We start from the raw sequence: 25,746 nt of genomic DNA, 5'->3' as shown, positions 1-25,746 counted from the left end.
CTCGTATAATGCGCGACATTATGGGCGCTCTCTCGCCCCCTGCAACCTGTCAGGACTTACTTGATGCTCAAGGCGCTGCGTTTTTTTGGATGGCCATTGTTGGCTGGCGTGCTGATCGCGATGCTGATTATTCAGCGTTACCCCGAGTTGGTGGGCCTGCCCAGCCTGGATGTGAACCTGCAACAGGCACCGCAGACCAGCGCGGTGGTGCAAGGCCCGGTGACTTATGCCGACGCGGTCACCATCGCCGCCCCGGCGGTGGTCAACCTGTACACGACCAAGGTCATCAACAAACCGGCGCACCCGCTGTTTGAAGACCCGCAGTTCCGCCGCTACTTCGGCGACAACGGGCCCAAGCAGCGGCGCATGGAATCCAGCTTGGGTTCGGGCGTGATCATGAGCCCCGAAGGCTACATCCTCACCAACAACCACGTGACCACAGGCGCCGACCAGATTGTGGTGGCCCTGCGTGACGGCCGCGAAACCCTGGCCCGCGTGGTGGGCAGCGACCCGGAAACCGACCTCGCGGTACTGAAGATCGACCTGAAAAGCCTGCCGTCCATCACCCTCGGTCGTTCCGATGGTTTGCGCGTCGGTGATGTGGCACTGGCCATCGGCAACCCGTTCGGCGTGGGCCAGACCGTGACCATGGGCATCATCAGCGCCACCGGGCGTAATCAGTTGGGCCTCAACAGCTACGAAGACTTCATTCAGACCGACGCGGCGATCAACCCAGGTAATTCCGGCGGTGCGCTGGTGGATGCCAATGGCAACCTGACCGGTATCAACACGGCGATTTTCTCCAAGTCCGGCGGCTCACAGGGCATCGGCTTTGCGATCCCGGTGAAACTGGCGATGGAAGTGATGAAGTCGATCATCGAGCACGGCCAGGTAATCCGCGGCTGGCTGGGGATTGAAGTGCAACCGTTGACCAAGGAGCTGGCCGAGTCGTTTGGCTTGACCGGACGCCCAGGCATCGTGGTCGCTGGGATCTTCCGCGACGGCCCGGCGCAGAAAGCCGGCCTGCAACTGGGCGATGTGATCCTCAGCATCAATGGCGAACCGGCCGGCGATGGCCGTAAGTCGATGAACCAGGTGGCGCGGATCAAGCCGACCGACAAGGTGGCGATCCAGGTGATGCGCAACGGCAAAGAGATCAAGTTGCTGGCGGAAATCGGGCTGCGTCCGCCGCCTGCGCCGGTCAAGGAAGAGGAATAACCCGTCACTCACAGGTGCTCGTACGCGGGCACCTGTAAGCTTATATTTCAAAGCAATTCATTCTCATCGGTCATGTTATATTGTTTCAATATCGCTATTGGAACACTCTATCATGCCGTCTCGAAGAATTGCCCCCTTGGCTGGCCTGGCCCTGGGTTTGCTGCTCGACCCCGCCTACGCCGAAGAAAACACCCTGGAACTCGACGCCATCAGCGTCACCACCGAGGCCTATGAGTCCACAACCGGGCCCGTCAAAGGCTACCGCGCCACCCGTTCGGCCAGCGCGACAAAGACCGACACCGCCATTCGCGACATCCCACAGTCCATCAGCGTAATTCCCGCCACGGTGCTCAAAGACCTGGGCAGCAGCAACGTGGAGCGCGCCCTGGAGTTTGCCGGCGGCGTGTCCAAGCAGAACAACTTCGGTGGCCTGACACTCTACGAATACAGCGTGCGCGGCTTTACCACGTCGGAGTTCTATCAGGACGGCTTCAGCGCTAACCGTGGCTACCCGAGCACACCGGACGCGGCGAACATCGAGCGCATCGAAGTGCTCAAAGGACCCGCCGCCAGCCTGTATGGCCGTGGCGATCCTGGCGGCACGGTGAATATCGTCACCAAGAAGCCCCAGCCTGAAGCCTTCACCACCCTGCAAACCAGCGCCGGCAGTTGGGACCGTTATCGCACGGCCATTGACGTCAACACCCCGCTGGACAGCGAAGGCAAGGTGCTGACTCGGGTCAACTTGGCGGTAGAAGACAACCACAGCTTCCGCGACCACGTGCAAAGCAAGCGGGTATTCGTCGCGCCTTCGTTCAGTTGGCAATTGGACCCGGACACCAGCCTGCTGGTGGAAAGCGAATTCGTACGCCACAGCTCCACCTTCGACCGTGGCATTGTCGACGCCCCCGGCGTATCCCGCTCCACCTTCCTCGGCGAACCCAACGATGGCGATATCGACAACCACAACAACCGCATTCAGGCGACCCTGGAACACCACCTCAATGACGCATGGAAACTGCGTCTGGCCAGCCACTACAAGCAAGGCAGCCTGTGGGGCGACGCCTCGGAAAACCGCGCGCTGAATGCCGACGGCCACACCATCGACCGCCGCTACCGCGAACGCTCCACGGGTTGGCACGACAGCATCACCCAGCTTGAACTGCGGGGAATGTTCGATATCGGCAGTTGGCAGCACGAGTTGCTGATCGGCACCGAATACGAGGACTACCGCAAGAAAGAACGCGTCACTGCGATTGGCGGTAGCCGCTACCCCATCGACATCTACAATCCGGTCTACGGCAAGCCCAAACCCAACGGCGCGCGCTCCGGTACTGACTTCTTCGAACAGACCAAAAGCCACGCGCTGAACCTGCAAGACCAAATCATCTTCACCGACCGCCTGCGCGGTATGGCCGGTGCGCGCTTCGAACATTTCGAGCAGAGCATCGACGACTTCACGCGCAACCACGCCAAGAGCAAGCAGACCCACGACGCCTTTACCCAACGCGCCGGCCTGCTCTATCAGCTCACACCGCAAGTCGGGGTGTTCGCCAATGCCTCAACGTCGTTCAAGCCCAACAGCGGCCTGGACGCCAACAACAAATCCTTCAAGCCCGAAGAAGGCGTGGGCTATGAAGTGGGAATCAAGAGCGAGCTGTTCGACGACCGCCTCAGCGCCACCCTCGCCGCCTTCCATATCGAAAAGGAAAACGTACTGACCCTGGACCCGGCCACCAATCTCAACCGTGCCGTGGGCAAGGCGCGCAGCCAGGGTTTTGACCTGCAACTGACCGGGCAAGTGACCGATGCCGTACGGGTGATTGGTGCATTTGCCTACATCGACGCTGAAGTGACCAAAGGCGATAAAGCCATTCCGGCCGGCAGCCGCATCCTTGGCGTGGCCAAGCGCAGCGGCAGTCTGTTGGGGGTGTATGAGTTCCAGGATGGCGCGTTGCGCGGCTCGGACCTGGGCGCGGCGTTCACGTATGTGGGCGATCGTTCAGGGGAGGCCGGCACGAACTTTGAGTTGCCGGCCTATCACACCGTTGATCTGCTGGCCCATTACAAGGCTACGGACAACGTCACCGTGGGGCTGAACCTCAACAACCTGTTCGATGAGAAGTACTACGAGCGGTCGTACAGCAGTTATTGGATCAATCCCGGAGAGCCGCGCAATCTCACCCTCAGCTTGACCCTAAAGCTCTAAACGCCTCCCTGTAGGAGCGAGCTTGCTCGCGAAGACCCTGAGAGCGCGACGTTAACTCAGAAGCGCTGCGTTATCGTTGACGTCCTTCGCGAGCAAGCTCGCTCCTACAATGATTGCGGTGCCCGTTCGCAAAGGGTGGTCAGTGCCTTCGCCCACTGCGGGTCATCATTCAGGCACGGCACCAATACCAACTCTTCCCCCCCAGCCTCGCGGAACTGCTCGAGCCCACGATCGCCGATTTCCTCCAGAGTCTCGATGCAGTCGGCGACAAACGCCGGGCACATCACCAGCAGCTTTTTCACGCCTTGCTTAGCCAGGGCTTCCAGGCGCGCTTCGGTGTAGGGTTCGATCCATTTGGCGCGGCCCAGGCGTGACTGGAACGCCACCGACCATTTATCTTCCGGCAAGCCCAGTCGTTCAGCAAAATCGCGGGCGACGCTGAAACATTGCGCGCGGTAGCAGGTTTTCAACACCTCAGGCGAGGCGTTCTTGCAGCAGTCGGCTTCCTTGAAGCAATGCTGGCCTGTCGGGTCGAGTTTGGTCAGATGACGCTCTGGCAGGCCGTGGAAACTCAGCAGCAGGTGATCGTAATCCTGCTCCACATAGGAGCGGACACTCGCCGCGAGCGCGTCGAGGTATTCCGGCTGGTCGTAGAACGGCGGCAAGATCGAGAACTGCACGCTCAGCTTCTTATCACGTACAACCCGCTTGGCCTCTTCAATCACCGTGGTCACAGTGCTGTCGGCGAACTGCGGGTACAGCGGCGCCAGGGTGACTTTGCGGATGCCCTGGGCGGCGAGGCGCGTCAGCACGCTTTCAATGGACGGTTCGCCGTAGCGCATCGCCAATTCCACCGGGCCTTGGGTCCACTGCGCAGTCATCTGCTGTTGCAGGCGGCGACTGAGCACCACCAACGGCGAACCCTCATCCCACCAGATGGAGGCGTAGGCGTGGGCCGACTGCTCGGGACGCTTGATCAGGATCAGCGACACCAGCAAGCGCCGCACCGGCCACGGCAGGTCGATCACATAAGGGTCCATCAGGAACTGATTAAGGTAGCTGCGCACATCGGCCACCGAAGTGGACTTTGGCGAGCCCAGGTTGACCAGTAACAACGCGTGATCCGTCATGCAACATCCTATCTCTAGAGGCGGCTGGACAAGTCATCCAGAGCCGCGCGCAACTCAGTGAACTGGAAAGTGTAACCGGCGGCCAACAAGCGCTCGGGCACCGCCTTCTGCCCGCCCAACAGCAGGCCGGACAATTCGCCCAGGCCCACCTTCAATGCAAAGGCCGGCATCGGCATGAACGCCGGGCGGTGCAACACCTGGCCGAGGGTTTTCGCAAACTCGCGATTGCGCACCGGGTGTGGCGCGCAAGCATTATAAGGACCACTGGCATCAGGCTTGTGCAGAAGAAAATCAATCAGGGCGATTTGATCCTTGATATGCACCCACGGCATCCACTGCCGACCATTGCCGATAGGCCCGCCCAGCGCCAGTTTGAAAGGCAGCAACAGCCGCGACAAAAAGCCGCCCTCGGCTGACAACACCAAACCGGTCCGCACCAACACCACGCGAATCCCTAACGCTTCAGCGCGTAGGGCGGTTTCTTCCCAGGCGATGCACAACTGGCTGGGGAAATCGTCCTGCACCGGGCCGCTGGCTTCGGTCATTTCGCGTTCGCCGCCGTCGCCGTACCAGCCCACCGCCGAACCGGAAATCAACACCGCTGGTTTTTGTTCCAGGCCTTCAAGCCACGCCAGCAAAGTTTCTGTAAGGCTGATGCGGCTGCTCCACAACAGCGCCTTGCGCTTGTGAGTCCACGGGCGGTCAGCGATCGGCGCACCCGCCAGGTTAATGACCGCATCCACCGGACCGACAACCTGTTGCAGGTGTTCGACGCCCGCGACTTGAGCACCGCATCGCATGGCAACCTGTTCCGGATGACGGCTCCACACCGTCAGCCTATGACCCTGCGCGAGCCAGTGCTGGCAGAGTTGGCGGCCGATCAGGCCAGTACCGCCGGTCAGCAAAATGTGCATGGGATGTTCCTCATGTAACGTTCGCCGCCCATCGCTAGTCTATTTTATAAGCAGGGATCAATTTGAACGGGCGTAACATTGGATTAAGCCTCTGCTTTAACCATAGGTCACGCCGTAAGAACAGGTAAGCCAAAACTTATACCAAAAAACAATATTGTACAGCTATTGGTGTCGGCGTAGTCTGTACCCAACGGTAAAACGAGGCCCCCTATGACTGTTCCCATCGCGATCATCGGCACCGGCATCGCCGGTCTTTCCGCCGCCCGAGCGTTACGAGACGCGGGGCACGTTGTACAACTCTTCGATAAAAGCCGTGGCAGCGGTGGCCGCATGTCCAGCAAGCGTAGCGATGCCGGCTCCCTGGACATGGGCGCACAATATTTCACCGCCCGCGACCGGCGCTTCGTCAACGAAGTGCAACGCTGGCAAAGCAATGGCTGGGCCGAGCAATGGAAACCCCAGCTGTACAACTTCAAGTCCGGCCAACTCACCCCCTCCCCCGATGAACAGATCCGCTGGGTCGGCACGCCGCGCATGAGCGCCATCACCCGCGCCCTGCTCGACGACCTGCCGGTGGAGTTCGGGTGCCGCATCACCGAGGTGTTTCAAGGCAAACAACACTGGAACCTGCTGGACGCCGACGGCGAAAACCACGGCCCGTTCAGCCACGTGATCATCGCCACCCCAGCGCCCCAGGCAACCGCCCTGCTGGCTGCAGCGCCCAAGTTGGCCAGTGCCGCCGCCGGCGTGAAGATGGACCCAACCTGGGCCATCGCCCTGGCCTTCGAAAAGCCTCTGGATACGCCGATGGAAGGCTGTTTCGTGCAAGACAGCCCCCTCGATTGGCTGGCGCGCAACCGCAGCAAACCGGGGCGTGACACCCACCTCGACACGTGGGTACTGCACGCCACCAGCACATGGAGCAAGGCCCACCTGGACCTGCCCAAGGAAGCGGTGATCGAGCATCTGCATGGCGCCTTCGCCGAACTGCTGCACAGCGCCATGCCCGCGCCCTCTTTCAGCTTGGCGCACCGCTGGCTCTATGCTCGACCGTCCAATAGCCATGAATTCGGCGTGCTGGCCGATGCCGACCTGGGCCTTTATGTATGTGGCGACTGGTGCCTTTCGGGCCGGGTCGAAGGGGCTTGGCTCAGTGGCCAGGAAGCCGCGAGACGCTTGATCGAACACCTGCAATGAACCGCATCAATCCTGCAAAACTGCTGCTGTCGAAATGGACAGCAGCTCAGCCTCGCAACAAAGAAAAACACTTCTTGGTCACCGAACTGTTTCGGGATGAAGAAGGCGTCGTGCTGGAAATCGAACTGCAAGCCGTCATGACCCGTCGCACCGAACGCTGCGCCTGGCAAACCCTGCAAAACGATGACGCCTGGAAAATCGGCTGGAAATAGCTGACCTGCAAAAAACTTGTACAAATAATTTGACTTGTACAGCATCGAACCTATGATGAGATTTAGTTGTACAAGACTTTAATTTTGTACAGGAATCGTGCAGGGGTTCGCTTATGTCCAGCACCACCAAACCGAAGATCGGCATCAGTGCCTGCCTATTGGGCGAGAACGTGCGCTTCAACGGCGGCCATAAACAATCCCTGCTGTGCAGCCAGACTCTCGCCGACTATTTCGACTTCGTGCCGCTGTGCCCGGAGGTCGCCATCGGCCTGGGCATTCCACGCGAACCGATCCGCCTGGTGGGCGACCCGGCCCACCCGCAAGCCGTCGGCACGGTACACCGCGAACTGAACGTCACTCAGCCACTGGACGATTACGGCCGGCAGATGGCGTCGGAGCACACCGACCTGTGCGGCTACATCTTCATGCAGAAGTCGCCGTCGTGCGGACTGGAGCGGGTCAAGGTGTACCGCGACAACGGCACCCCGGTCGACGGCGGCGGGCGTGGTATCTACGCCCAAGCGTTTTGTGCGCGTCACCCCAATCTGCCAGTGGAAGAAGACGGTCGATTGAATGACCCGGTGCTGCGAGAAAACTTCCTGACCCGCGTTTTCGTCTACGCCGATTGGCAACAGCTGCTGGCCGAAGGCCTGACCCGCCACCGGCTGCTGGCCTTTCATTCACGCTACAAATACCTGTTGATGGCCCATAGCCCGGCGCACTACAAAAGCCTCGGGCACCTGCTGGGCAGCATGACCAAAGAGACCCACCTCGATGAACTGGCCACCTGTTACTTCAGCGACTTGATGACCGGCCTGAGCCAATGCGCCACCCGTGGCACCCATACCAACGTGCTGCAACACATCAGTGGTTACCTCAAACAAGTCATCAGTACCGACGACAAGCAGGAAATGCAAACCCTCATCGGCCAGTACCGCCAAGGCATCGTGCCGCTGGTGGTGCCACTGACTCTGCTCAAGCACCACTTTCGCCAACACCCGGACCGCTACATCGCGCAGCAGGCCTACCTGCAGCCGCACCCGGAAAACCTCAGCCTGCGAAATGCGATCTAGACCATGAAAGCTGTCCTGCAAGACGACCCCGGCGAAGACATCACCCAAGCCCTCGAAGACGGCTGGCTGCCGATCCGCGAAGTGGCGCGCCAGACCGGCGTCAACGCCGTGACCCTGCGCGCGTGGGAGCGCCGCTATGGCCTGATCGTGCCCCAGCGCACGCCTAAAGGTCATCGGTTGTTCAACGCCGAACATGTCCAACGCATCCACACCATCCTCACCTGGCTCAATCGCGGCGTGCCGGTGAGTCAAGTCAAAGGCCTGATCGACTCAGCGTTCACTGTTCCCGATATCGTTGAAAACGAATGGCACACCCTGCGCCAGAGCCTTGTGCAAGCCATCAGCGAATTGGCCGAACGCCGTGTGGATGACGCTTTCAACCAAGCCATGGCGCTATACCCGCCGCGCACCCTGTGCGAGCAGCTGTTATTGCCACTGTTGCAGGAGCTGGAAAAACGCTGGCAAGGCCAGTTCGGCGCGCAGATGGAGCGGGTGTTTTTCTTGTCCTGGCTGCGCAGCAAGTTCGGCGCGCGTATTTATCACAACAATCGTCAGTTGCATGGCGCGCCGTTGCTGTTGGTGAACCAGTCCGACGTTCCCCTGGAGCCGCACCTGTGGCTCAGCGCCTGGCTCGCCAGCAGTGCCGACTGCCCGGTAGAAGTATTCGACTGGCCGCTGCCTGCCGGTGAGCTGGCCCTGGCGGTAGAACACCTGCAACCGCGCGCGGTGCTGCTGTATTCGAGCAAGGCGCTCCATCTGTCGGCTTTCGCAAAACTTTTGGGTGGCGTCAGTTGCCCAAAATTGATGGTCGGACCAACGGTATGCATCCACCAAGCCGAGTTGACCGTATTAACCCAAGACATTCCTGATTTGTTCGTCGCCGAAGACCTGTTGTCGGCCCACCAGCTACTGATCCAGCGTGGACTTGTTTAAATGCATTTGATCTGGCTGCGCACCGACCTGCGCCTACACGACAACACCGCCCTGGCCGCCGCGAGCCAGCGGGGCCCGCTGGCGGCCGTGTACCTGATCACGCCGCAGCAATGGCTGGACCATGACGATGCGCCGTGCAAAGTGGACTTTTGGCTGCGCAACTTGCAAGACCTGAGCAAGACGCTGGGCGCACTGAACATCCCCCTGTTGATTCGCACTGCGGCCACTTGGGATCAGGCACCCGACGTATTGAGCAGGTTGTGCCGCGAGCTATCGGTGGAGTCAGTCCACGTCAACGAGGAATACGGCATCCACGAAAGTCGCCGAGACGCGGCCGTGTCCAAGGCCTTGGAAGCTGATGGCGTGACCTTCCACAGCTACCTCGACCAACTGTTCTTCCAGCCCGGCAGCGTGTTGACCAAGACCGGCACGTATTTCCAGGTGTTCAGCCAATTCCGCAAGGTCTGCTACACCCGTCTGCACAGCGCCCTGCCGCGTATCGTCGCAGCGCCAAAGGCCCAGGCACCGATCAAGCTGAACAACGACCCGATCCCAAAGACGGTCGAAGGTTTCGAACCACCCAGCGATAGCCTGCGCGCCCTCTGGCCGGCCGGTGAAGACGAAGCCCGGCGCCGCCTCGACGCCTTTGCCGATCAACAAATCAGCTACTACAAAGACGAGCGCGACTTCCCCGCCAAGCCCGGCACCAGCCAGTTGTCCGCCTACCTTGCGGCGGGTGTAGTTTCGCCGCGTCAGTGCCTGCATGCCGCACTGCAAACTAATGGCGGCGAGTTTGAAAGTGGCGACATGGGCGCCATCACCTGGATCAACGAGTTGCTCTGGCGTGAGTTCTACAAGCACATCCTGGTGGGTTACCCACGGGTTTCTCGTCACCGCGCTTTCCGCCCCGAAACCGAAGCCGTGGCCTGGCGCAATGCGCCCAAGGACCTCGCCGCCTGGCAGGAAGCGCGCACCGGCTTGCCAATCATCGACGCGGCCATGCGCCAACTGCTGGAAACCGGCTGGATGCACAACCGCCTGCGCATGGTGGTGGCGATGTTTCTGACCAAGAACCTGCTGATCGACTGGCGCGAAGGTGAGCGTTTCTTCATGCGCCACCTGATCGATGGCGACCTCGCCGCCAATAACGGCGGCTGGCAGTGGAGCTCATCCACCGGCACCGACTCGGCACCGTACTTCCGGATTTTCAGCCCATTGAGCCAGTCGGAGAAATTCGATAGCGAGGGCATTTTCATCAAGCACTGGCTGCCGGAATTGGCCGCACTGAATAAAAAAGAAGTGCACAACCCCGAAGCCGTCGGCGGCTTGTTCGGCGTGGCCGACTACCCGCGTTCGATTGTCGACTTGAAAAAGTCCCGCGAACGCGCCCTGGCCGCCTTCCGCAGCCTGCCTTCGCGCCAAGCTGTCGGAGGCGAACATGAGTGACTTCCTGCGCCGCTTCGCCCAGGCCTTCGCCACGCTGGACAAGCACAATCTGCATTTGCTCGACAACCTGTACAGCCAGGACATCGCCTTTGCCGACCCGCTGCACGAAGTACACGGTCTGCCCGCCATGCACCGTTACTTCGCAGAGCTGTACAGCAACGTCAGCCAACTGCGCTTCGACTTCCACGGCTTCGACCAGGTGGCCGAAGGCGAAGGTTACCTGCGCTGGGAAATGAGTTTCTGCCACCCGCGCCTGGCGGACGGCAACGTCATCCGCGTGGAAGGCTGCTCGCACCTGATGTGGCGTGACAAGGTGTACCGCCATCGCGATTACTTCGATGCCGGTGCCCTGCTGTACGAACACTTGCCCGTACTGGGCCGCGTCATCAGTTGGCTGAAAAGGAGAATGGGATGAGCAGTACATCGCCCCGCCGTTATTGGCTGACCGGCGCCAGCAGTGGCATCGGGGCCGCATTGGCCGTGGAGCTGCTCAACAGCGGCGCCCACGTGGCGCTCAGCTCGCGCACCAAAGGGCCTTTGGAAGCGCTCGCGCAACGTTATCCCGGCCAGGTGCTGGTGGTGGCGGGCGATCTGACCAACAGCCAGACCGTGCGTGAGATCGGCGAACATATCGGGGGGGCCTGGGGTTCGCTGGACACCGTGATCCTCAATGCCGGCACCTGTGAGTACGTGGACGCGCGGCAGTTTGATTCGTCCATCATCGAGCACGTCGTGCGCACCAACCTGCTGGCCAGCAGTTATTGCATCGAAGCCGCCCTTGCGCTGTTACGCGCCGGGCAAACGCCGCACTTGGTGGGTGTCGCCAGCGCCGTGACCTACCTGCCGATGCCACGCGCCGAAGCCTACGGCGCGTCGAAGGCCGGCCTGCGCTACCTGTTCGAATCATTGCGCATCAGCCTGTCGCCGGAAAACATCGACGTCACGGTGATCAGTCCGGGTTTCGTCGACACGCCGTTGACCGAACGCAATGATTTCCCGATGCCACTCAGTTGGCCGGCGGACAAAGCCGCCAAACACATCTTCAATAAATTGGAAAAGCGTCCGCTGGAAATTGCCTTCCCCGCGTTGTTCATCGCCGCTCTCTGGCCACTGTCGAAACTGCCCAACCGCGCACAATTGGTCATTGGCAAGCGCATGTTGCGCAGCCAGCCGCCGAAGAAGGACGACCTGTGAAGATCGCCATCATCGGCAGCGGCATTGCAGGGCTGACCAGCGCCTACCTGCTCAGCCGCCGGCATGAGATCACGCTGTTCGAAGCGGGCGACCGCATCGGCGGGCATACCCACACGGTCAACGTGACCGTCGAGGGCCAAAGCTATGCGGTGGACACGGGCTTCATCGTATTCAACGACTGGACGTACCCCAACTTCATCCGCCTGTTGGGGCAGATCGGGGTAACGTACAAGCCTACCGAGATGAGCTTTTCGGTGTGCGACGAGCACACTCGGTTCGAATACAACGGTAATAACCTCAACAGCTTGTTTGCCCAGCGCCGCAATATTTTGTCGCCGAGGTTCTGGGGCATGCTGCGTGACATCTTGCGCTTCAATCGCCAGGCGCCGCTCGACCTGCAGGAACAGCGCATCAGCGCCGAGATGACCCTGGGCGACTACCTCGACGCCAACGGTTACGGCGAGCGGTTTATCCGCCATTACATCGTACCGATGGGCGCGGCGATCTGGTCGATGTCGCTGGCCGACATGCTAGGTTTCCCCCTGCAGTTCTTCGTGCGTTTCTTCAAGAACCACGGTTTGCTGTCGGTGAGCAACCGCCCACAATGGTGCGTGATCGAGGGGGGGTCCAGCCGCTACATCGAACCGCTGACCCGCAGCTTTCGTGAACAGATCCGCCTCAATTGCCCTGTGCATAACGTCGAGCGCACCGACGATGGCGTGGTTATCCACAGCCCGGCCGGCAGCGAGGCATTTGATCGCGTGGTCTTCGCCTGCCACAGCGACCAGGCCCTGGCGTTATTGGCCGACCCGAGCCAGGCCGAACAAGACATCCTGGGTGCCCTGCCCTACGCCGACAACGACGTGGTGCTGCACACCGACACTCGCCTGCTGCCCGATCGCAAACTGGCCTGGGCCAGCTGGAACTACCGGCTCAGCGGCACTGCGCAGAAGCAGGCGGCAGTGACCTATGACATGAACATCCTGCAAGGCATCGACAGCGCCACCACCTTTTGCGTCAGCCTCAACCAGACGACGATGATCAACCCGCTGAAAGTGCTTGCCCGCTACACCTACGCCCACCCGCAATACAGCCTGGCGGCGGTGGCCGCTCAAGGGCGTCGGGAAGAAATATCCGGCGTGCGCAATACCTTTTATTGCGGCGCCTACTGGGCCAACGGTTTTCACGAAGACGGCGTGGTCAGCGCGCTGCACGTGGCCCAAGCCTTTGGGGAAACCCTGTGAACAGCGCACTGTACAGCGGCTGGATTGCCCATCGCCGGTTTGCGCCCAAGGCCCATGCCTTTCGCTACCGCATCGGCTTGCTGTACCTGGATTTGAGCGAAGAACACGAAGTGCTTGGCCTTTCGCCCCTGGCCGGGCGTAGCCGCCTGGCGCCCTTCGGTTTTCGCCAGCAGGACTATCTGCGTGAATTGACGCGCACCGGCATCAGCTTGAGCGATGCCGTGCGCCAGGAAGTCGGCAAGGCACTGGGGCGTACACCCCAGGGCGTTATCTGCCTACTGACCCAGGCCCGCAGTTGGGGCCTGGCTTTTAACCCCGTGAGTTTCTTCTACTGCTTCGAGGCCGACGGACGTCTGGCCGCGATCCTGTGTGAAGTGACCAACACCCCGTGGCGTGAGCGATATCACTACGTGCTGCCGGCCCTGGCCCTGGGCACGGATGAGCACCAGCATTTCGCCGTGGCCAAGGCCTTCCATGTGTCGCCGTTCTTGCCGCGCGACTTGGAATACCGCATGAGCTTCAGCCCGCCCGCCGCCAAACTCGGCGTGCACATGGCTGACTGGCAAGGCGAATTGAAAGTCTTCGACGCCACCTTGAGCCTGCAAAAAGAGACGCTCAACCGTGCCAGCCTGCACCGCTACCTATGGCGCTTTCCGTGGATGACCGCCAAGACGTGTCTCGCGATCTATTGGCAGGCCCTGCGCCTGTTGCTCAAACGCACACCGATTTTTTCCCACCGGGCCGCCGATGGCGCCTCTCGCACTGCAGTCGGGTACACCAAGGATCGCCGCCATGAAATCCCCTAGTTTATCGGTCAAGACCCATCGCCTGAACGTCAACGGCATGACTGCCGCGCTGCTGCGCAAAGCCGTGCTGCGTCAACTCAGCCAATTGCGCCATGGTCAGTTGGTGGTGATCGAAGACGGCGAGCGGCAAGTCTTCGGCGCACGCGAAGCGCACCTGCTGGGCGAAATCCAGATCCTTGATTCAGCCGTGTGGGGCCTGGTGGCGGCCAACGGTTCCATCGGTGCCGGCGAGGCATTTATCCACGGTTACTGGAGCAGCCCGGACCTCACCGCAGTGGTTCGCGTGATGGTCAGCAACCTCGACGTACTCGACGCGATGGAAGGCGGCCTGGCACGCCTGGCACGTCCCTTCACTCAGGGCCTGCACTGGCTCAACCGCAATACGCGCAAGGGCTCGCAGAAGAACATCGCCGCCCACTACGACCTGGGCAATGACCTGTTCGAGGAATTCCTCGACCCGACCATGATGTACTCGGCGGCTCAATTCCTGACCGCCGACGACACTCTGGAACAGGCGCAATTGAACAAGCTGGAGCGCATCTGTCAGAAACTCGCCCTCAAGCCCGGCGACCACCTGCTGGAGATCGGCACCGGCTGGGGCAGCATGGCGCTGTACGCGGCGCAGCATTATGGCTGCAAGGTCACCACCACGACGTTGTCCAAGGAACAGTTCGCCTACACCGAAAAACGCATCGCAGCCCTGGGCTTGCAAGAGCAGGTCACGCTGCTGTTGCAGGATTACCGCGACCTTACTGGCCAGTACGACAAGTTGGTGTCGATTGAGATGATCGAGGCGGTGGGCCATCGCTTTCTGCCGACCTACTTCAAACAGTGCGCGCACTTGCTCAAGAGCGACGGCCTGATGTTGCTGCAAGCCATCACCATTCGTGAGCAACGCTTTGAACAGGCCAAGCGCAGCGTGGATTTTATCCAGCGCTACATTTTCCCCGGCGGCGCCCTGCCCTGCGTGCAGAACATGCTGCACATCGTCAGCCGCGATACCGATATGAACCTGCTGCACATGGAGGATTTTGGCCTGCATTACGCGCGAACCCTGCGCCTGTGGCATGAGAATTTTCGCCGCGCCCACGGTCGCCTCGCCGAACTGGGCTACGACGAGTATTTCCTGCGCCTGTGGGAGTTTTACCTGTGTTACTGCGAGGGTGGCTTCATGGAGCGCACCATCGGCACGGCGCAATTGCTGCTGGCCAAACCTTCGGCGATCAACCCGCCGCTGCTCGGTCGCTTCAGTGCTTAAGACCCTGGCCAACGCCGCGCTCTTTCAGTGCGGCTGGTTTGCCTGCGTAATCGGCGGTGACAGTGCATGGTTATTCGTTGGGCTGGCGGTGCTGGCCGTTCATCTGTTGTGGATAAGTTCGTGGGCCGCAGACGCCAGGCTGATCCTCATTGTTACTGTCGTGGGTACGCTATTGGACACTGCGTTGCGCACGCTGGGCGTGTTTCAGTTCACCGAGCCGGGCCCGCTGATTCCCTTCTGGTTGATCCTGTTGTGGGCGTTGCTGGCGACGACGTTGCGCCATTGCCTGGCCTGGAGCGCCCGCCCCTGGTGGCGTGCGGCGGTACTAGGGGCATTCGGCGGCCCGCTTTCCTACTACGCCGGCAGCCAATTGGCGGGGGTGCAGTTTGGTTATGGCCTCGCCCCCACGATGGCGACGCTGGCGCTGCTGTGGGCCTTGGTATTTGTGGGGTTGCATCGGTTGGCGCGCTGACGTCTGTCAGTCGTTTCACACCTGCGTCACCCGCTTGCCTTACACTGCGCGCCTATGACCAACATCCCTCACACCCAAATCACCGAATCCGCGGTCACCTGCTCGACCTGCGCGGCTTGCTGCTGCCAGCTGGAAGTCATGCTGATCACCGACACCGGCGTGCCGGAGCGCTATATCGACACTGATGACTGGGGCGGCGAAGTGATGCTGCGCCTGGACGACGGCTGGTGCGCGGCGCTGGATCGGGACACGATGATGTGCACGATCTACGAGCGACGCCCGCTGATCTGCCGGGAGTTCGAGATGGGGGCACCGGAGTGCCTGACCGAACGCGAAGGGATCGCAACGGCCTACCGCTGATCGTCTGGTGAGTGGAGCTCTAAATGTGGGAGCGGGCTTGCTCGCGAACGCGGTGTGTCAGTCAAACATGTAGCGACTGTTACACCGCTTTCGCGAGCAAGCCCGCTCCCACAAGGGTTCTCCGGTGTTACAGCGGCAAGGTGTAGTGCAACGAGTAGCTCTCTACCCCATCGTTATTGCTGCTGATGCCCGCATTGGAATAATGCGTGGCACGAATGCCCACCTCATGCCCACCCGCGAAGCGCAGGCCAAAGCCCAGGCGGTCTTCGAACTGGAAGGCCTGGCCGATGTTGTTGTCTTCCAGCTTGGTGCGCGAGAACACCGCCACCCCGATCCCAGCCTCGATGTAAGGCTTCACCGATTCGCCGGCAAACTCATACACAAAAACTGGCGAGAACGACAGGCTGCTGGCGCTGGCGCGCTTGTCGCCATCCCAATAAGTGTAGGCACCGCTCCAGTAACCGGTCAGTCGACCGGTATCGCTCTGCCACCAGCTTTTGTCCCAGTCCGATGTCAGTCCCAGCCGATAGGTCATGGTCGAATCGCTGGTGCCCCCCACACCAAATTCCAGGCCAGCAGCCTGTGCCGAAACAGAGTGCCCCACTACAGCGGCCGCAATCGCGGCCAAACAGAACAAGCGCTTCATAAGAAACATCCTTTCCAAACGAAGTTATAGAATTTTTTACAGGCAATCTGGCTATAGAAGCTGGCGTGTAGTCAGAAGTTCCAGCTTATAACGCCGATATTTCACGAATTTTTCACGAAGCGAAGCTTCGCACATCGCCCGGATATTTCCATAGTGTCGGTAGGATATTTCTTAAGTGATACACATCGCCGCTGGTCCAGAACTGCGCAGGTTCTGGATTGCCGTCGGCCAGCAACTCGCGCTCGCCCAGCAAGCGCTTGAGCTGGCGGGCCACGGCGGCACCGGTGTCGATGAGAATAATGCTGGGGGGCAGCATCTGCGCCAGGAGTGGCTTGAGGAAGGGATAGTGGGTGCAACCGAGGATGATGGTGTCGCATCCGGCGCTGAGCAGTGGTTCGACGTAACCCTGCAACATCTGGCGCAGGGCTGGGCTGGTCAGGTCACCGCTTTCAATCAGCTCGACCAAGCCCGGGCACGGCTGGGTGATGACCTTCACATCGGTGGCGAAACGGTCGAGCAACGCAGCGAACTTGGCGCTTTGCAGCGTGCCGGTGGTGGCAAGCACCCCGACGACGCCACTGCGAGTGGCCGCGGCTGCAGGTTTTACTGCCGGCTCCATGCCTACCAGTGGCCAGTCAGGAAAATCCAGGCGCAGGTCGGCGACAGCGGCGACGGTGGCGGTATTACAGGCAATCACGAACGCCTTGGCGCCCTGCTCCCGGAAAAACGCTGCCACCCGCCGAGAACGCTCGAGGATAAACGCCGGGCTTTTCTCGCCATAGGGGATGTGCCCGCAATCGGCCACGTACAGCAGTGATTCGTGGGGCAGCAGTTGATGGATTTCCTCCAGCACGGTCAATCCGCCGATACCGGAGTCGAACACACCGATCGGCGCCCCCTTACCCATGTTGCGTCCCGCACACGCTGCAGCCGGGGTCACGTTTGACGCGCAACTCGCGAAAGCGCGTGGTCAAGGCATCGATAAGCAACAGGCGACCCACCAGCGGCTCGCCGAAACCGGCCAGCAGTTTCAAGGCTTCCAAAGCTTGCAGGCTACCGACCATCCCCACCAACGGGCCGATTACGCCAGCTTCGCTGCAGGTGAGTTCGATATCGCTGCCGTGCCCGTATAAACAGTGGTAACACGGGCTCTCTTCGCGGCGCGGGTCGAACACCGACAGTTGCCCTTCAAGGCGAATGGCGGCACCGCTGATCAAGGGTTTGCCCGCCGCGACGCAAGCCGCGTTGACCGCTTCGCGGGTGGAGAAGTTGTCGCTGCAATCGAGCACCACGTCCACCGCTTCGACCGCTGCCGCCAGTGAATCGGCATCCAGCGCGGTGCGGTGGGCAATCAACGTGATTTCGGGGTTGATGGCCGTCAGGCGGCGCAGGGCCGAATCGACTTTGGTCTGCCCGACGCTGTCGGTGTCATGGATGATCTGGCGTTGCAGGTTGGTCAGGTCGACGGTGTCGAAGTCCGCCAGATGCAGTTCGCCCACGCCCGCCGCCGCCAGGTACAGCGCAACGGGCGCGCCCAGGCCACCGAGACCGACGATCAAGGCACGGCCGTTTTTCAGGCGCAATTGGCCGTCAATGTCGACATGTTGCAACAGAATCTGTCGGCTATAGCGCAACAGCTCCTGATCGGTCAGCACGGCCGGCGCCCTAGGGTGATGCGCTCGTGGCCGCCGAGGTCGATGCGGCTGTGAACCTCTTCAAAGCCTTCACTCAACAGCAGGTCGCGCACGGCCGGCGCCTGGTCGTAACCATGCTCCAGCAACAGCCGGCCACCGGCATTAAGGTGGGCGGGGGCTTGTTTGATGATCAAGCGCAAGTCGTCCAAACCATCATGACCGGCCACCAATGCGCTAGCCGGCTCAAAACGCACATCGCCCGCCGCCAGGTGCGGATCATTGGCGGCAATGTAAGGCGGGTTGCTAATGATCAGATCATAGGTATGACCTTGCAGCGCGCTGAACCAATGGCTGTTCAGCACCATTGCGTTGTTAAGGTGCAGGCGCTGGCGATTGCGCTCGGCCAGTGCCACCGCTTCCAACACTCGGTCGACGGCGGTGACTTGCCAGGCAGGGCGCTCGCTGGCCAGGGCCAAGGCGATGGCACCGCTGCCGGTGCCCAGGTCGAGGACCTTGGCGGGGGTGGCCGGTAACAATTCCAGGGCAGCTTCCACCAGCAATTCAGTGTCCGGACGCGGAATCAGCGTGTGGGGCGCGACCTCTAGGTCCAGCTTCCAGAAACCTTGCTGGCCGAGGATATACGCCACCGGCTCACCGCCACGACGACGTTGCAGGTAGCTGGCAAAAGTCAGCGCGTCTTCACTGGTGACGATTTTCTCGGGCCAAGTGTGCAAGTAGCTGCGCGACTTGCCCAGAGCCGCCGCCAACAACAATTCGGCATCCAGACGCGCAGTGGGCGAATCCGGAAGGTCAGCGGCGCGCAGCAGGCTGGCGATGATGGTCATTTATTCACCTATCGCCGCGAGTTGATCCGCCTGGTATTCGGCGAGCAATGGCTCGATTACGGCGTCTACGCCACCGGCGAGAATCTCGTCCAGGGAGTAAAGCGTGAGGTTGACCCGGTGGTCGGTGACCCGGCCCTGGGCAAAGTTGTAGGTGCGGATGCGCTCGGAGCGGTCGCCCGAGCCCACCAACAGCTTGCGCTCGCTGGCAATCGCGTTGGCGGCGGCGCTGGTCTGCTGGTCGTTGAGCTTGGCCGACAGCCAGGACATGGCCCGCGCACGGTTCTTGTGCTGGGAACGCTCTTCCTGGCACTCCACCACGATGCCCGACGGCAAGTGAGTGATGCGGATGGCGGAGTCGGTCTTGTTGACGTGCTGACCGCCAGCGCCCGACGAGCGGTAGGTGTCGACGCGCAAGTCGGCCGGGTTGATCTCGATGGCTTCCTGCTCGTCCGGCTCGGGCAGCACGGCCACGGTGCAAGCGGACGTGTGGATTCGGCCCTGGGACTCGGTCGCCGGCACGCGTTGTACGCGGTGTGCGCCGGACTCGAACTTGAGCTTGCCGTAGACGTTATCGCCTTCAACCCGCGCGATGACTTCTTTATAGCCGCCGTGCTCGCCTTCGTTCTCGGACAGGATTTCTACCCGCCAGCCGCGGCGCTCGGCATACCGCGAATACATACGGAACAGGTCGCCGGAGAAGATCGCTGCTTCGTCGCCGCCAGTGCCGGCACGGATTTCGAGGAATACGTTGCGCCCGTCGTTCGGGTCCTTCGGCAGCAGCATGCGTTGCAGGTCGCCTTCCAGCGCAGCCAGCTTTTCCTTGGCTTCGCGGACTTCTTCCACGGCCATTTCACGCATGTCCGGATCGCTATCCTTGAGCAGCGCCTGGGCGCCTTCGAGGTCGGCCTGGGTTTTAAGCCACTGCCCATAGGTGGTCACAATCGGCTCAACTTCCGCGTACTCCTTGGAATACGTGCGGAATTTGGTCTGATCAGAGATGACTTCGCCATCGCCGAGCAAGGCGGTCAGTTCTTCGAAACGGTCCTGGAGCACGTCCAGTTTATTGAGCAGTGACGCTTTCATTGCGGTTTTTTATCCGAAGAGCTATCTGACGCGCCCTCACCGAGGGCAAAGAGTTCCTGGGCCATGGCCAGCGCATCGAGGCGGCCTTCGGCGGTAAGCTTTTTTAATTGTACGCTGGGCGCGTGGAGCAGCTTGTTGGTGAGACCGCGCGCCAGTTGCATCAGCACTTCTTCGGCGCTGCTGCCGTTGGCCAGCAAACGCTGGGCCTTGATCAACTCCTCGTCGCGCAGGCGTTCGCCCTGCTGACGATACGCCTTGAGCACATCCACCGCCGCCAATTCACGCAGGCGCACCATGAAATCTTCGGCGCCCGTGCTGACCATCTCTTCAGCCGCCTGGGCGGCGCCTTGACGGCTCTTGAGGTTTTCGGCGACCACTTCGTGCAGATCGTCGACGCTATAGAGGTAAACGTCGTCCAACTCGCCGACTTCGGGTTCGATATCCCGAGGAACGGCGATATCCACCATAAAGATCGGTTTGTGCTTGCGCAGCTTCAACGCGCTCTCGACCGCGCCCTTGCCAAGAATCGGCAACTGGCTGGCGGTGGAGCTGATGACGATATCGCTGCGCACCAGTTCGGCCGGGATATCCGCCAGCAACACGGCATGCGCGCCGAACTGCTCGGCAAGGATGCTCGCACGCTCCAGGGTGCGGTTGGCGACAACAATGCGCTTCACGCCCAGATCGTGCAGGTGACGGGCGACCAGGGTGATGGTCTCACCGGCGCCGATCAGCAGGGCCTGGCTGCGCTGCAAGTCACTGAAAATCTGTTTGGCCAGGCTGACGGCAGCAAACGCCACGGACACCGGGTTTTCACCGATGGCCGTATCGGTGCGCACTTGCTTGGCGGAATTGAACGTCGCCTGGAACAGCCGGCCCAGCAGCGGGCCGACGGTACCAGCCTCACGCGCCACGGCGTAGGCGGATTTCATCTGGCCGAGGATCTGCGGCTCGCCCAACACTAGCGAATCGAGACCGGATGCCACACGCATCATGTGACGAACTGCCGCATCCTCTTCGTGCACATAAGCGCTCGCGCGCAGGTCGTCGAGGCTTAAATGGTGGTAATCGGCCAGCCAGCGCAGTACCACATCCGCTGAAAGATGTTCCTGCTCTATATAAAGCTCGCTGCGATTGCAGGTCGAAAGGATCGCAGCTTCGCGACTGTCGGTGAGCCGGCAGAGCTGCTGCAGGGCCTCAACCAACTGCTCTGGCGTAAACGCCACGCGCTCGCGCACGTCTACGGAGGCAGTCTTGTGGTTAATACCGAGTGCGAGGAAGGCCATTCAATATCGCTGATGATGTCGGGAAGCCGACAATTGTCCTACTTCGAAAGATTCAGAACAACCACCGTAAGCTATTGTCCTAATGCCTTGTGTCTATAAAGGCACCCGTTGAGACTCGGTTATGTTTGGCCGAAGGCTTGTGTCATGATGATCCGACCGCAGGTTAGTCGTCCTCTTCCTATATGAATAGATCTTCCGCGTTGCTCCTTGCTTTTGTCTTCCTCAGCGGCTGCCAGGCCATGGCACCCGTGTCGCCGGACGGTACGCCGCCGGTGGAAGACAGCACCCCCGCCCCTGAAAAGCCCAAGGTTTATTCCTCGTTCAGTGAAGAAACGGTGTACAGCCTGCTGACCGCGGAACTCGCCGGCCAGCGCAATCGTTTCGACATTGCGCTGGACAACTACGTGACCCAGGCCATCAACACCCAGGATCCGGGGATTTCCGAGCGCGCGTTCCGCATCGCCGAGTACCTGGGCGCCGACCAGGCTGCGCTGGACACCTCGCTGATCTGGGCGAAGAACGCACCGGACGACCTGGAAGCACAACGCGCGGCGGCCGTTCAACTGGCACGCGCCGGGCGCTATGACGACTCCATGGTCTATATGGAGAAGGTCCTGCAGGGCAAGGGCGACACCCATTTCGACTTTCTCGCGTTGTCGGCGGCCGACACTGACCAGGACACGCGCAACGGTTTGATGAAGAGCTTCGACCGCCTGCTGCAAAAACACCCGAAGAACAGCCAGCTGATTTTTGGCAAGGCCTTGCTGCTGCAACAGGATGACGAAGCTGACGCAGCGCTGAAGCTGCTCGAGCAGAATCCGCCGGAAGAAGGCGAAATCGCGCCTATCCTGCTGCGCGCGCGCCTGCTGCAGAATCTCAATCGCGGCAAGGAAGCGATTCCGCTGCTGGAAAAAAGCATCAAGAAGTATCCGGAAGACAAGCGCCTGCGTCTGACCTACGCGCGCATGTTGGTGGAGCAGGACCGCATGGAGGACGCCAAAGTGCAGTTCGCCAGCCTGGTCCAGCAATACCCGGACGATGACGAATTGCGCTACTCCCTGGCGCTGGTGTGCCTGGAAGCCAAGGCCTGGGACGAGGCCAAGGGTTACCTGGAAGAGCTGATCCAACGCGAAAGCCATGTGGATTCGGCGCACCTGAACCTTGGCCGTATCGCCGAGGAGCGCAACGACCCGCAGGCCGCCCTGCTCGAATACGCCCAGGTCGGTCCAGGCAATGACTACCTGCCCGCCCAGTTGCGCCAGGCCGATATCCTGATGAGCAACGGTCGCACCGATGAGGCGGAAAAACGCCTGGCTGCGGCGCGCGATGCCGAGCCGGACTATGCGATCCAGCTGTACCTGATCCAGGCTGAGACCTTGTCGGCCAACAATCAGGGGGAACGTGCCTGGAAACTGCTGCAACAAGCCTTGTTGCAATTCCCCGACGATTTGAACCTGCTGTATACCCGTGCTATGCAGGCGGAAAAACGCAATGACCTGGCCCAGATGGAAAAAGACCTGCGCCTGATCATCAAGCGCGACCCAGACAACGCCATGGCCCTCAACGCCTTGGGTTACACGCTGTCCGACCGCACCACGCGTTACGCCGAAGCCAAGGTGTTGATCGAACAAGCCCACAAGCTCAACCCGGAAGACCCGGCCGTACTCGACAGCCTGGGCTGGGTGAATTACCGCCTGGGCAACCTGGACGAAGCCGAACGCTTGCTGCGCCAGGCGCTGGAGCGCTTCCCCGACCAGGAAGTCGCTGCTCACCTGGGCGAAGTGCTATGGGCCAACGGCAAACAGCGTGAAGCACGACAAGTCTGGGAAAAATTCCTCAAGGAACAACCCGAAAGCCCCATCCTGCGCGGCACCATCAAGCGCCTGACCGGATCCGAGACCCTTTAAGCTTATGTTCTTGCGCCACGTAGTTATTTTCAGCTTCATCGCCCTGCTCGCCGGTTGCGCGGGCATAGGCAGCCGCGAATCCGTTGAAGGCCAGGGCAACCCGGCGCAATGGAAGCAGCACAAGGATCAGCTCAGCAGCATCGACGGCTGGCAAATCGAAGGCAAAGTGGGGGTTCGCGCGCCGAAGGATTCCGGCAGCGGCACCTTGTTCTGGCTGCAACGCCAGGACTACTACGATATTCGCCTGTCCGGCCCGCTGGGCCGTGGCGCGGCACGCCTGACCGGTCGCCCGGGGCAAGTCAGTCTTGAAGTGGCCAATCAGGGCCGTTATGAAGCGACTTCGCCGGAAACGTTGCTGGAACAACAGATTGGCTGGAAGCTGCCGGTGTCTCATCTGGTCTGGTGGGTACGCGGCCTGCCCGCGCCTGACAGCAAGAGTCGCCTGAGCCTCAACGGTGACAGCCGCCTGGCCACGTTGGAACAGGACGGCTGGCAGGTGGAGTATTTGAGCTACGTAGAGCAAAGCGGTTATTCGCTGCCTGAACGCATCAAGCTGCACGGTCCCGACCTTGACGTCACGCTGGTGATCAAGGACTGGCAACCGCGCAAACTGGGGCAATAACGTGACTGTACAAACACTGACCCTGCCCTCCCCGGCAAAACTCAATCTGATGCTGCACATCCTCGGTCGCCGTGAAGACGGTTACCACGAGCTGCAGACGCTGTTTCAATTCCTCGACTACGGAGATGAACTGACCTTCGCCGTGCGCGACGATGGCGTGATCAAGCTGCATACCGAATTCGAAGGCGTGCCTCACGACAGCAACCTCATCGTGAAGGCGGCGAAAAAACTTCAGGAACAATCCGGATGCGGGCTAGGCATCGATATCTGGATCGATAAAATTTTGCCCATGGGCGGTGGTATCGGCGGCGGCAGCTCGAATGCCGCGACCACCTTGCTGGGTCTCAATCACTTGTGGCAACTGGGTTGGGACGATGATCGCCTGGCCGCGCTGGGCCTGACACTGGGCGCCGACGTCCCGGTTTTCGTGCGTGGGCACGCGGCTTTCGCCGAGGGCGTGGGGGAGAAACTCAGCCCGGAATACCCCGAAGAGCCTTGGTATGTCGTGCTTGTGCCGCAAGTATCTGTAAGTACAGCAGAAATTTTTTCAGATCCGTTGTTGACACGTAACTCTTCTCCCATTAAAGTGCGCCCCGTTCCCAAGGGAAACAGTCGAAATGACTGCTTACCGGTTGTAGCAAGGCGTTATCCAGAGGTACGTAACGCTTTGAATTTGCTAGGTAAATTTACCGAAGCAAAATTAACCGGAACTGGAAGTTGTGTGTTTGGGGGCTTCCCAAGCAAAGCTGAAGCTGATAAAGTCTCGGCCCTTCTTACAGAGACCCTTACAGGGTTTGTAGCAAAAGGAAGCAACGTTTCGATGTTGCATCGCAAGCTGCAAAGTCTGCTCTAAAGGAACCGAGTGTTAGGCACTCGTTGCAACAGATACAGGGGCGTCGCCAAGCGGTAAGGCAGCAGGTTTTGATCCTGCCATGCGTTGGTTCGAATCCAGCCGCCCCTGCCATTTTCTATACTCATCCAGGTTACCCTCAGCCTCTAGGTACTGCGCGTGTCCAAGATGATGGTCTTTACGGGGAATGCTAACCCCGATCTGGCTCGGCGTGTTGTACGTCAGCTGCATATCCCTCTCGGTGACATCTCTGTCGGTAAGTTCTCCGACGGCGAAATCACAGCCGAGATCAATGAAAACGTTCGCGGTAAAGACGTCTTCATTATTCAGCCGACTTGCGCTCCGACCAACGATAACCTGATGGAACTCGTCGTGATGGCTGATGCCTTCCGCCGCTCCTCAGCGACTCGAATCACAGCTGTAATCCCTTACTTTGGTTATGCCCGTCAGGATCGCCGTCCGCGTTCCGCACGTGTGGCTATCAGCGCGAAAGTCGTCGCTGACATGCTGACCGTGGTAGGTATCGACCGTGTTCTCACGGTTGACCTGCACGCTGACCAAATCCAGGGGTTCTTCGATATTCCGGTAGATAACATCTACGGCTCCCCCGTATTGGTGGATGACATCGAAGACCAGCGCTTTGAAAACCTGATGATCGTGTCCCCGGACATTGGTGGCGTCGTGCGTGCACGGGCTGTTGCCAAATCCTTGGGCGTGGACCTCGGGATCATCGACAAACGCCGTGAGAAAGCCAATCACTCTGAAGTGATGCATATCATCGGTGATGTCGAAGGGCGTACCTGTATTCTGGTTGATGACATGGTCGACACTGCCGGCACCCTGTGCCACGCGGCGAAAGCCTTGAAAGAGCACGGTGCGGCTAAAGTCTTCGCCTACTGCACACACCCTGTGCTGTCGGGCCGAGCGATCGAGAACATCGAGAATTCCGTGTTGGACGAACTGGTGGTGACAAACACCATCCCGTTGTCCGCCGCCGCTCAAGCCTGTGCGCGTATCCGTCAACTGGATATCGCACCGGTCGTTGCCGAGGCGGTCCGCCGCATCAGCAATGAAGAATCGATCAGCGCGATGTTCCGCTAAGGGTCAAACCTTCGGCACATCTCACTGACGAAAAGCGCCCCGCCCCGACATTCTGTTGGGGCGGGGCTTTTTTGCCCATGTCGAGTACGGCGCTGGTCGCAAACGC

26 protein-coding genes and 1 tRNA gene are annotated in these 25,746 nt (G+C 60.5%); 19 read left to right on the top strand and 8 right to left on the bottom strand.

Annotation, left to right across the window (positions count from 1 at the left end):
* Positions 1-63: 63 nt before the first annotated feature.
* Entirely contained in the window at positions 64-1,218 is a 1,155-nt protein-coding gene (algW, locus tag U367_RS0123195) for a Do family serine endopeptidase AlgW (protein ID WP_028618771.1), read from the top strand.
* A gap of 112 nt (positions 1,219-1,330) precedes the next feature.
* The gene (locus U367_RS0123190) at positions 1,331-3,427 is read left to right on the top strand and encodes a TonB-dependent siderophore receptor (RefSeq protein WP_028618770.1); all 2,097 of its coding nucleotides are present in this window, start codon (positions 1,331-1,333) and stop codon (positions 3,425-3,427) included.
* A gap of 104 nt (positions 3,428-3,531) precedes the next feature.
* On the opposite strand, the gene hemH is transcribed toward U367_RS0123190, so the two are convergent.
* Together hemH and U367_RS0123180 are read right to left on the bottom strand one after the other, a co-directional pair.
* A complete protein-coding gene (gene hemH / locus U367_RS0123185) occupies positions 3,532-4,557 on the bottom strand; it encodes a ferrochelatase (RefSeq protein ID WP_028618769.1) in 1,026 nt (341 codons plus the stop codon).
* A 14-nt stretch (positions 4,558-4,571) separates the two neighbouring features.
* The gene (locus tag U367_RS0123180; protein WP_028618768.1) at positions 4,572-5,471 is read right to left on the bottom strand and encodes a TIGR01777 family oxidoreductase; all 900 of its coding nucleotides are present in this window, start codon (positions 5,469-5,471) and stop codon (positions 4,572-4,574) included.
* Between the two features lie 210 nt (positions 5,472-5,681).
* Here U367_RS0123180 and U367_RS0123175 point away from each other — a divergent pair, with 210 nt between their 5' ends.
* The 12 genes from U367_RS0123175 to U367_RS0123120 all read left to right on the top strand — a co-directional run bounded on the left by U367_RS0123175 (position 5,682) and on the right by U367_RS0123120 (position 15,666).
* A complete protein-coding gene (locus tag U367_RS0123175) occupies positions 5,682-6,668 on the top strand; it encodes an NAD(P)/FAD-dependent oxidoreductase (protein ID WP_028618767.1) in 987 nt (328 codons plus the stop codon).
* Complete coding sequence (locus U367_RS0123170) at positions 6,665-6,880, top strand: TIGR02450 family Trp-rich protein (protein WP_028618766.1); 216 nt, start codon at positions 6,665-6,667, stop codon at positions 6,878-6,880. Before U367_RS0123175 ends, U367_RS0123170 begins: the two co-directional genes overlap by 4 nt.
* Positions 6,881-6,993: 113 nt before the next feature.
* A complete protein-coding gene (locus tag U367_RS0123165; protein WP_028618765.1) occupies positions 6,994-7,953 on the top strand; it encodes a YbgA family protein in 960 nt (319 codons plus the stop codon).
* Positions 7,954-7,956: 3 nt separating this feature from the next.
* The gene (locus U367_RS0123160; protein WP_028618764.1) at positions 7,957-8,886 is read left to right on the top strand and encodes a MerR family transcriptional regulator; all 930 of its coding nucleotides are present in this window, start codon (positions 7,957-7,959) and stop codon (positions 8,884-8,886) included.
* Positions 8,887-10,332 (top strand): deoxyribodipyrimidine photo-lyase, encoded by a 1,446-nt coding sequence (gene phrB, locus U367_RS0123155; protein ID WP_028618763.1) that lies wholly within the window; start codon positions 8,887-8,889, stop codon positions 10,330-10,332.
* Complete coding sequence (locus U367_RS0123150) at positions 10,325-10,747, top strand: nuclear transport factor 2 family protein (RefSeq protein WP_028618762.1); 423 nt, start codon at positions 10,325-10,327, stop codon at positions 10,745-10,747. The genes phrB and U367_RS0123150 overlap by 8 nt, the downstream gene beginning before the upstream one ends.
* Positions 10,744-11,526: an SDR family NAD(P)-dependent oxidoreductase gene (locus U367_RS0123145; RefSeq protein WP_028618761.1), complete on the top strand. Its 783-nt coding sequence runs from the start codon at positions 10,744-10,746 to the stop codon at positions 11,524-11,526. Before U367_RS0123150 ends, U367_RS0123145 begins: the two co-directional genes overlap by 4 nt.
* Entirely contained in the window at positions 11,523-12,770 is a 1,248-nt protein-coding gene (locus U367_RS0123140) for an NAD(P)/FAD-dependent oxidoreductase (RefSeq protein WP_028618760.1), read from the top strand. The genes U367_RS0123145 and U367_RS0123140 overlap by 4 nt, the downstream gene beginning before the upstream one ends.
* Positions 12,767-13,576 (top strand): DUF1365 domain-containing protein, encoded by an 810-nt coding sequence (locus tag U367_RS0123135; RefSeq protein WP_028618759.1) that lies wholly within the window; start codon positions 12,767-12,769, stop codon positions 13,574-13,576. Before U367_RS0123140 ends, U367_RS0123135 begins: the two co-directional genes overlap by 4 nt.
* Positions 13,563-14,834 (top strand): SAM-dependent methyltransferase, encoded by a 1,272-nt coding sequence (locus tag U367_RS0123130; RefSeq protein WP_028618758.1) that lies wholly within the window; start codon positions 13,563-13,565, stop codon positions 14,832-14,834. The genes U367_RS0123135 and U367_RS0123130 overlap by 14 nt, the downstream gene beginning before the upstream one ends.
* A complete protein-coding gene (locus U367_RS0123125; protein WP_028618757.1) occupies positions 14,827-15,306 on the top strand; it encodes a DUF2878 domain-containing protein in 480 nt (159 codons plus the stop codon). The genes U367_RS0123130 and U367_RS0123125 overlap by 8 nt, the downstream gene beginning before the upstream one ends.
* 54 nt (positions 15,307-15,360) lie before the next feature.
* The gene (locus U367_RS0123120) at positions 15,361-15,666 is read left to right on the top strand and encodes a YkgJ family cysteine cluster protein (protein WP_028618756.1); all 306 of its coding nucleotides are present in this window, start codon (positions 15,361-15,363) and stop codon (positions 15,664-15,666) included.
* A 127-nt stretch (positions 15,667-15,793) separates the two neighbouring features.
* Here U367_RS0123120 and U367_RS0123115 read toward each other — a convergent pair whose 3' ends face one another.
* From U367_RS0123115 to hemA, 6 genes are all read right to left on the bottom strand, one after another.
* Complete coding sequence (locus U367_RS0123115) at positions 15,794-16,312, bottom strand: acyloxyacyl hydrolase (RefSeq protein ID WP_028618755.1); 519 nt, start codon at positions 16,310-16,312, stop codon at positions 15,794-15,796.
* Between the two features lie 112 nt (positions 16,313-16,424).
* Positions 16,425-17,219 (bottom strand): glutamate racemase, encoded by a 795-nt coding sequence (gene murI / locus U367_RS0123110; RefSeq protein WP_028618754.1) that lies wholly within the window; start codon positions 17,217-17,219, stop codon positions 16,425-16,427.
* Entirely contained in the window at positions 17,212-17,967 is a 756-nt protein-coding gene (locus tag U367_RS0123105; RefSeq protein ID WP_028618753.1) for a molybdopterin-synthase adenylyltransferase MoeB, read from the bottom strand. The genes murI and U367_RS0123105 overlap by 8 nt, the downstream gene beginning before the upstream one ends.
* Positions 17,961-18,791, bottom strand: a complete 831-nt coding sequence (gene prmC / locus U367_RS0123100) for a peptide chain release factor N(5)-glutamine methyltransferase (RefSeq protein ID WP_028618752.1) — start codon at positions 18,789-18,791, stop codon at positions 17,961-17,963. Before prmC ends, U367_RS0123105 begins: the two co-directional genes overlap by 7 nt.
* Entirely contained in the window at positions 18,792-19,874 is a 1,083-nt protein-coding gene (gene prfA / locus U367_RS0123095; protein ID WP_028618751.1) for a peptide chain release factor 1, read from the bottom strand.
* Positions 19,871-21,160 carry a glutamyl-tRNA reductase gene (gene hemA, locus U367_RS0123090; RefSeq protein ID WP_016977075.1) on the bottom strand — a complete coding sequence of 430 codons (1,290 nt, stop codon included), beginning with the start codon at positions 21,158-21,160 and terminating at the stop codon, positions 19,871-19,873. Before hemA ends, prfA begins: the two co-directional genes overlap by 4 nt.
* Before the next feature lie 182 nt (positions 21,161-21,342).
* Here hemA and U367_RS0123085 point away from each other — a divergent pair, with 182 nt between their 5' ends.
* The 5 genes from U367_RS0123085 (at position 21,343) to U367_RS0123065 (ending at position 25,640) form a co-directional block, all read left to right on the top strand.
* A complete protein-coding gene (locus tag U367_RS0123085; RefSeq protein WP_028618750.1) occupies positions 21,343-23,067 on the top strand; it encodes a tetratricopeptide repeat protein in 1,725 nt (574 codons plus the stop codon).
* Positions 23,068-23,071: 4 nt separating this feature from the next.
* On the top strand, positions 23,072-23,689 hold the full coding sequence (lolB, locus tag U367_RS0123080) for a lipoprotein insertase outer membrane protein LolB (protein WP_028618749.1): 618 nt from the start codon (positions 23,072-23,074) through the stop codon (positions 23,687-23,689).
* 49 nt (positions 23,690-23,738) lie between these two features.
* On the top strand, positions 23,739-24,542 hold the full coding sequence (gene ispE, locus U367_RS0123075; RefSeq protein ID WP_218169695.1) for a 4-(cytidine 5'-diphospho)-2-C-methyl-D-erythritol kinase: 804 nt from the start codon (positions 23,739-23,741) through the stop codon (positions 24,540-24,542).
* A 36-nt stretch (positions 24,543-24,578) separates the two neighbouring features.
* A tRNA-Gln gene (locus U367_RS0123070) sits at positions 24,579-24,653 on the top strand.
* A 45-nt stretch (positions 24,654-24,698) separates the two neighbouring features.
* Complete coding sequence (locus tag U367_RS0123065; protein WP_003171603.1) at positions 24,699-25,640, top strand: ribose-phosphate pyrophosphokinase; 942 nt, start codon at positions 24,699-24,701, stop codon at positions 25,638-25,640.
* Positions 25,641-25,746: the final 106 nt, after the last annotated feature.

Origin of the sequence: Pseudomonas canadensis (assembly GCF_000503215.1) — a bacterium.
GTDB classification, from domain to species: domain Bacteria; phylum Pseudomonadota; class Gammaproteobacteria; order Pseudomonadales; family Pseudomonadaceae; genus Aquipseudomonas; species Aquipseudomonas canadensis.
This window is presented reverse-complemented; position numbering and strand designations above follow the sequence as displayed.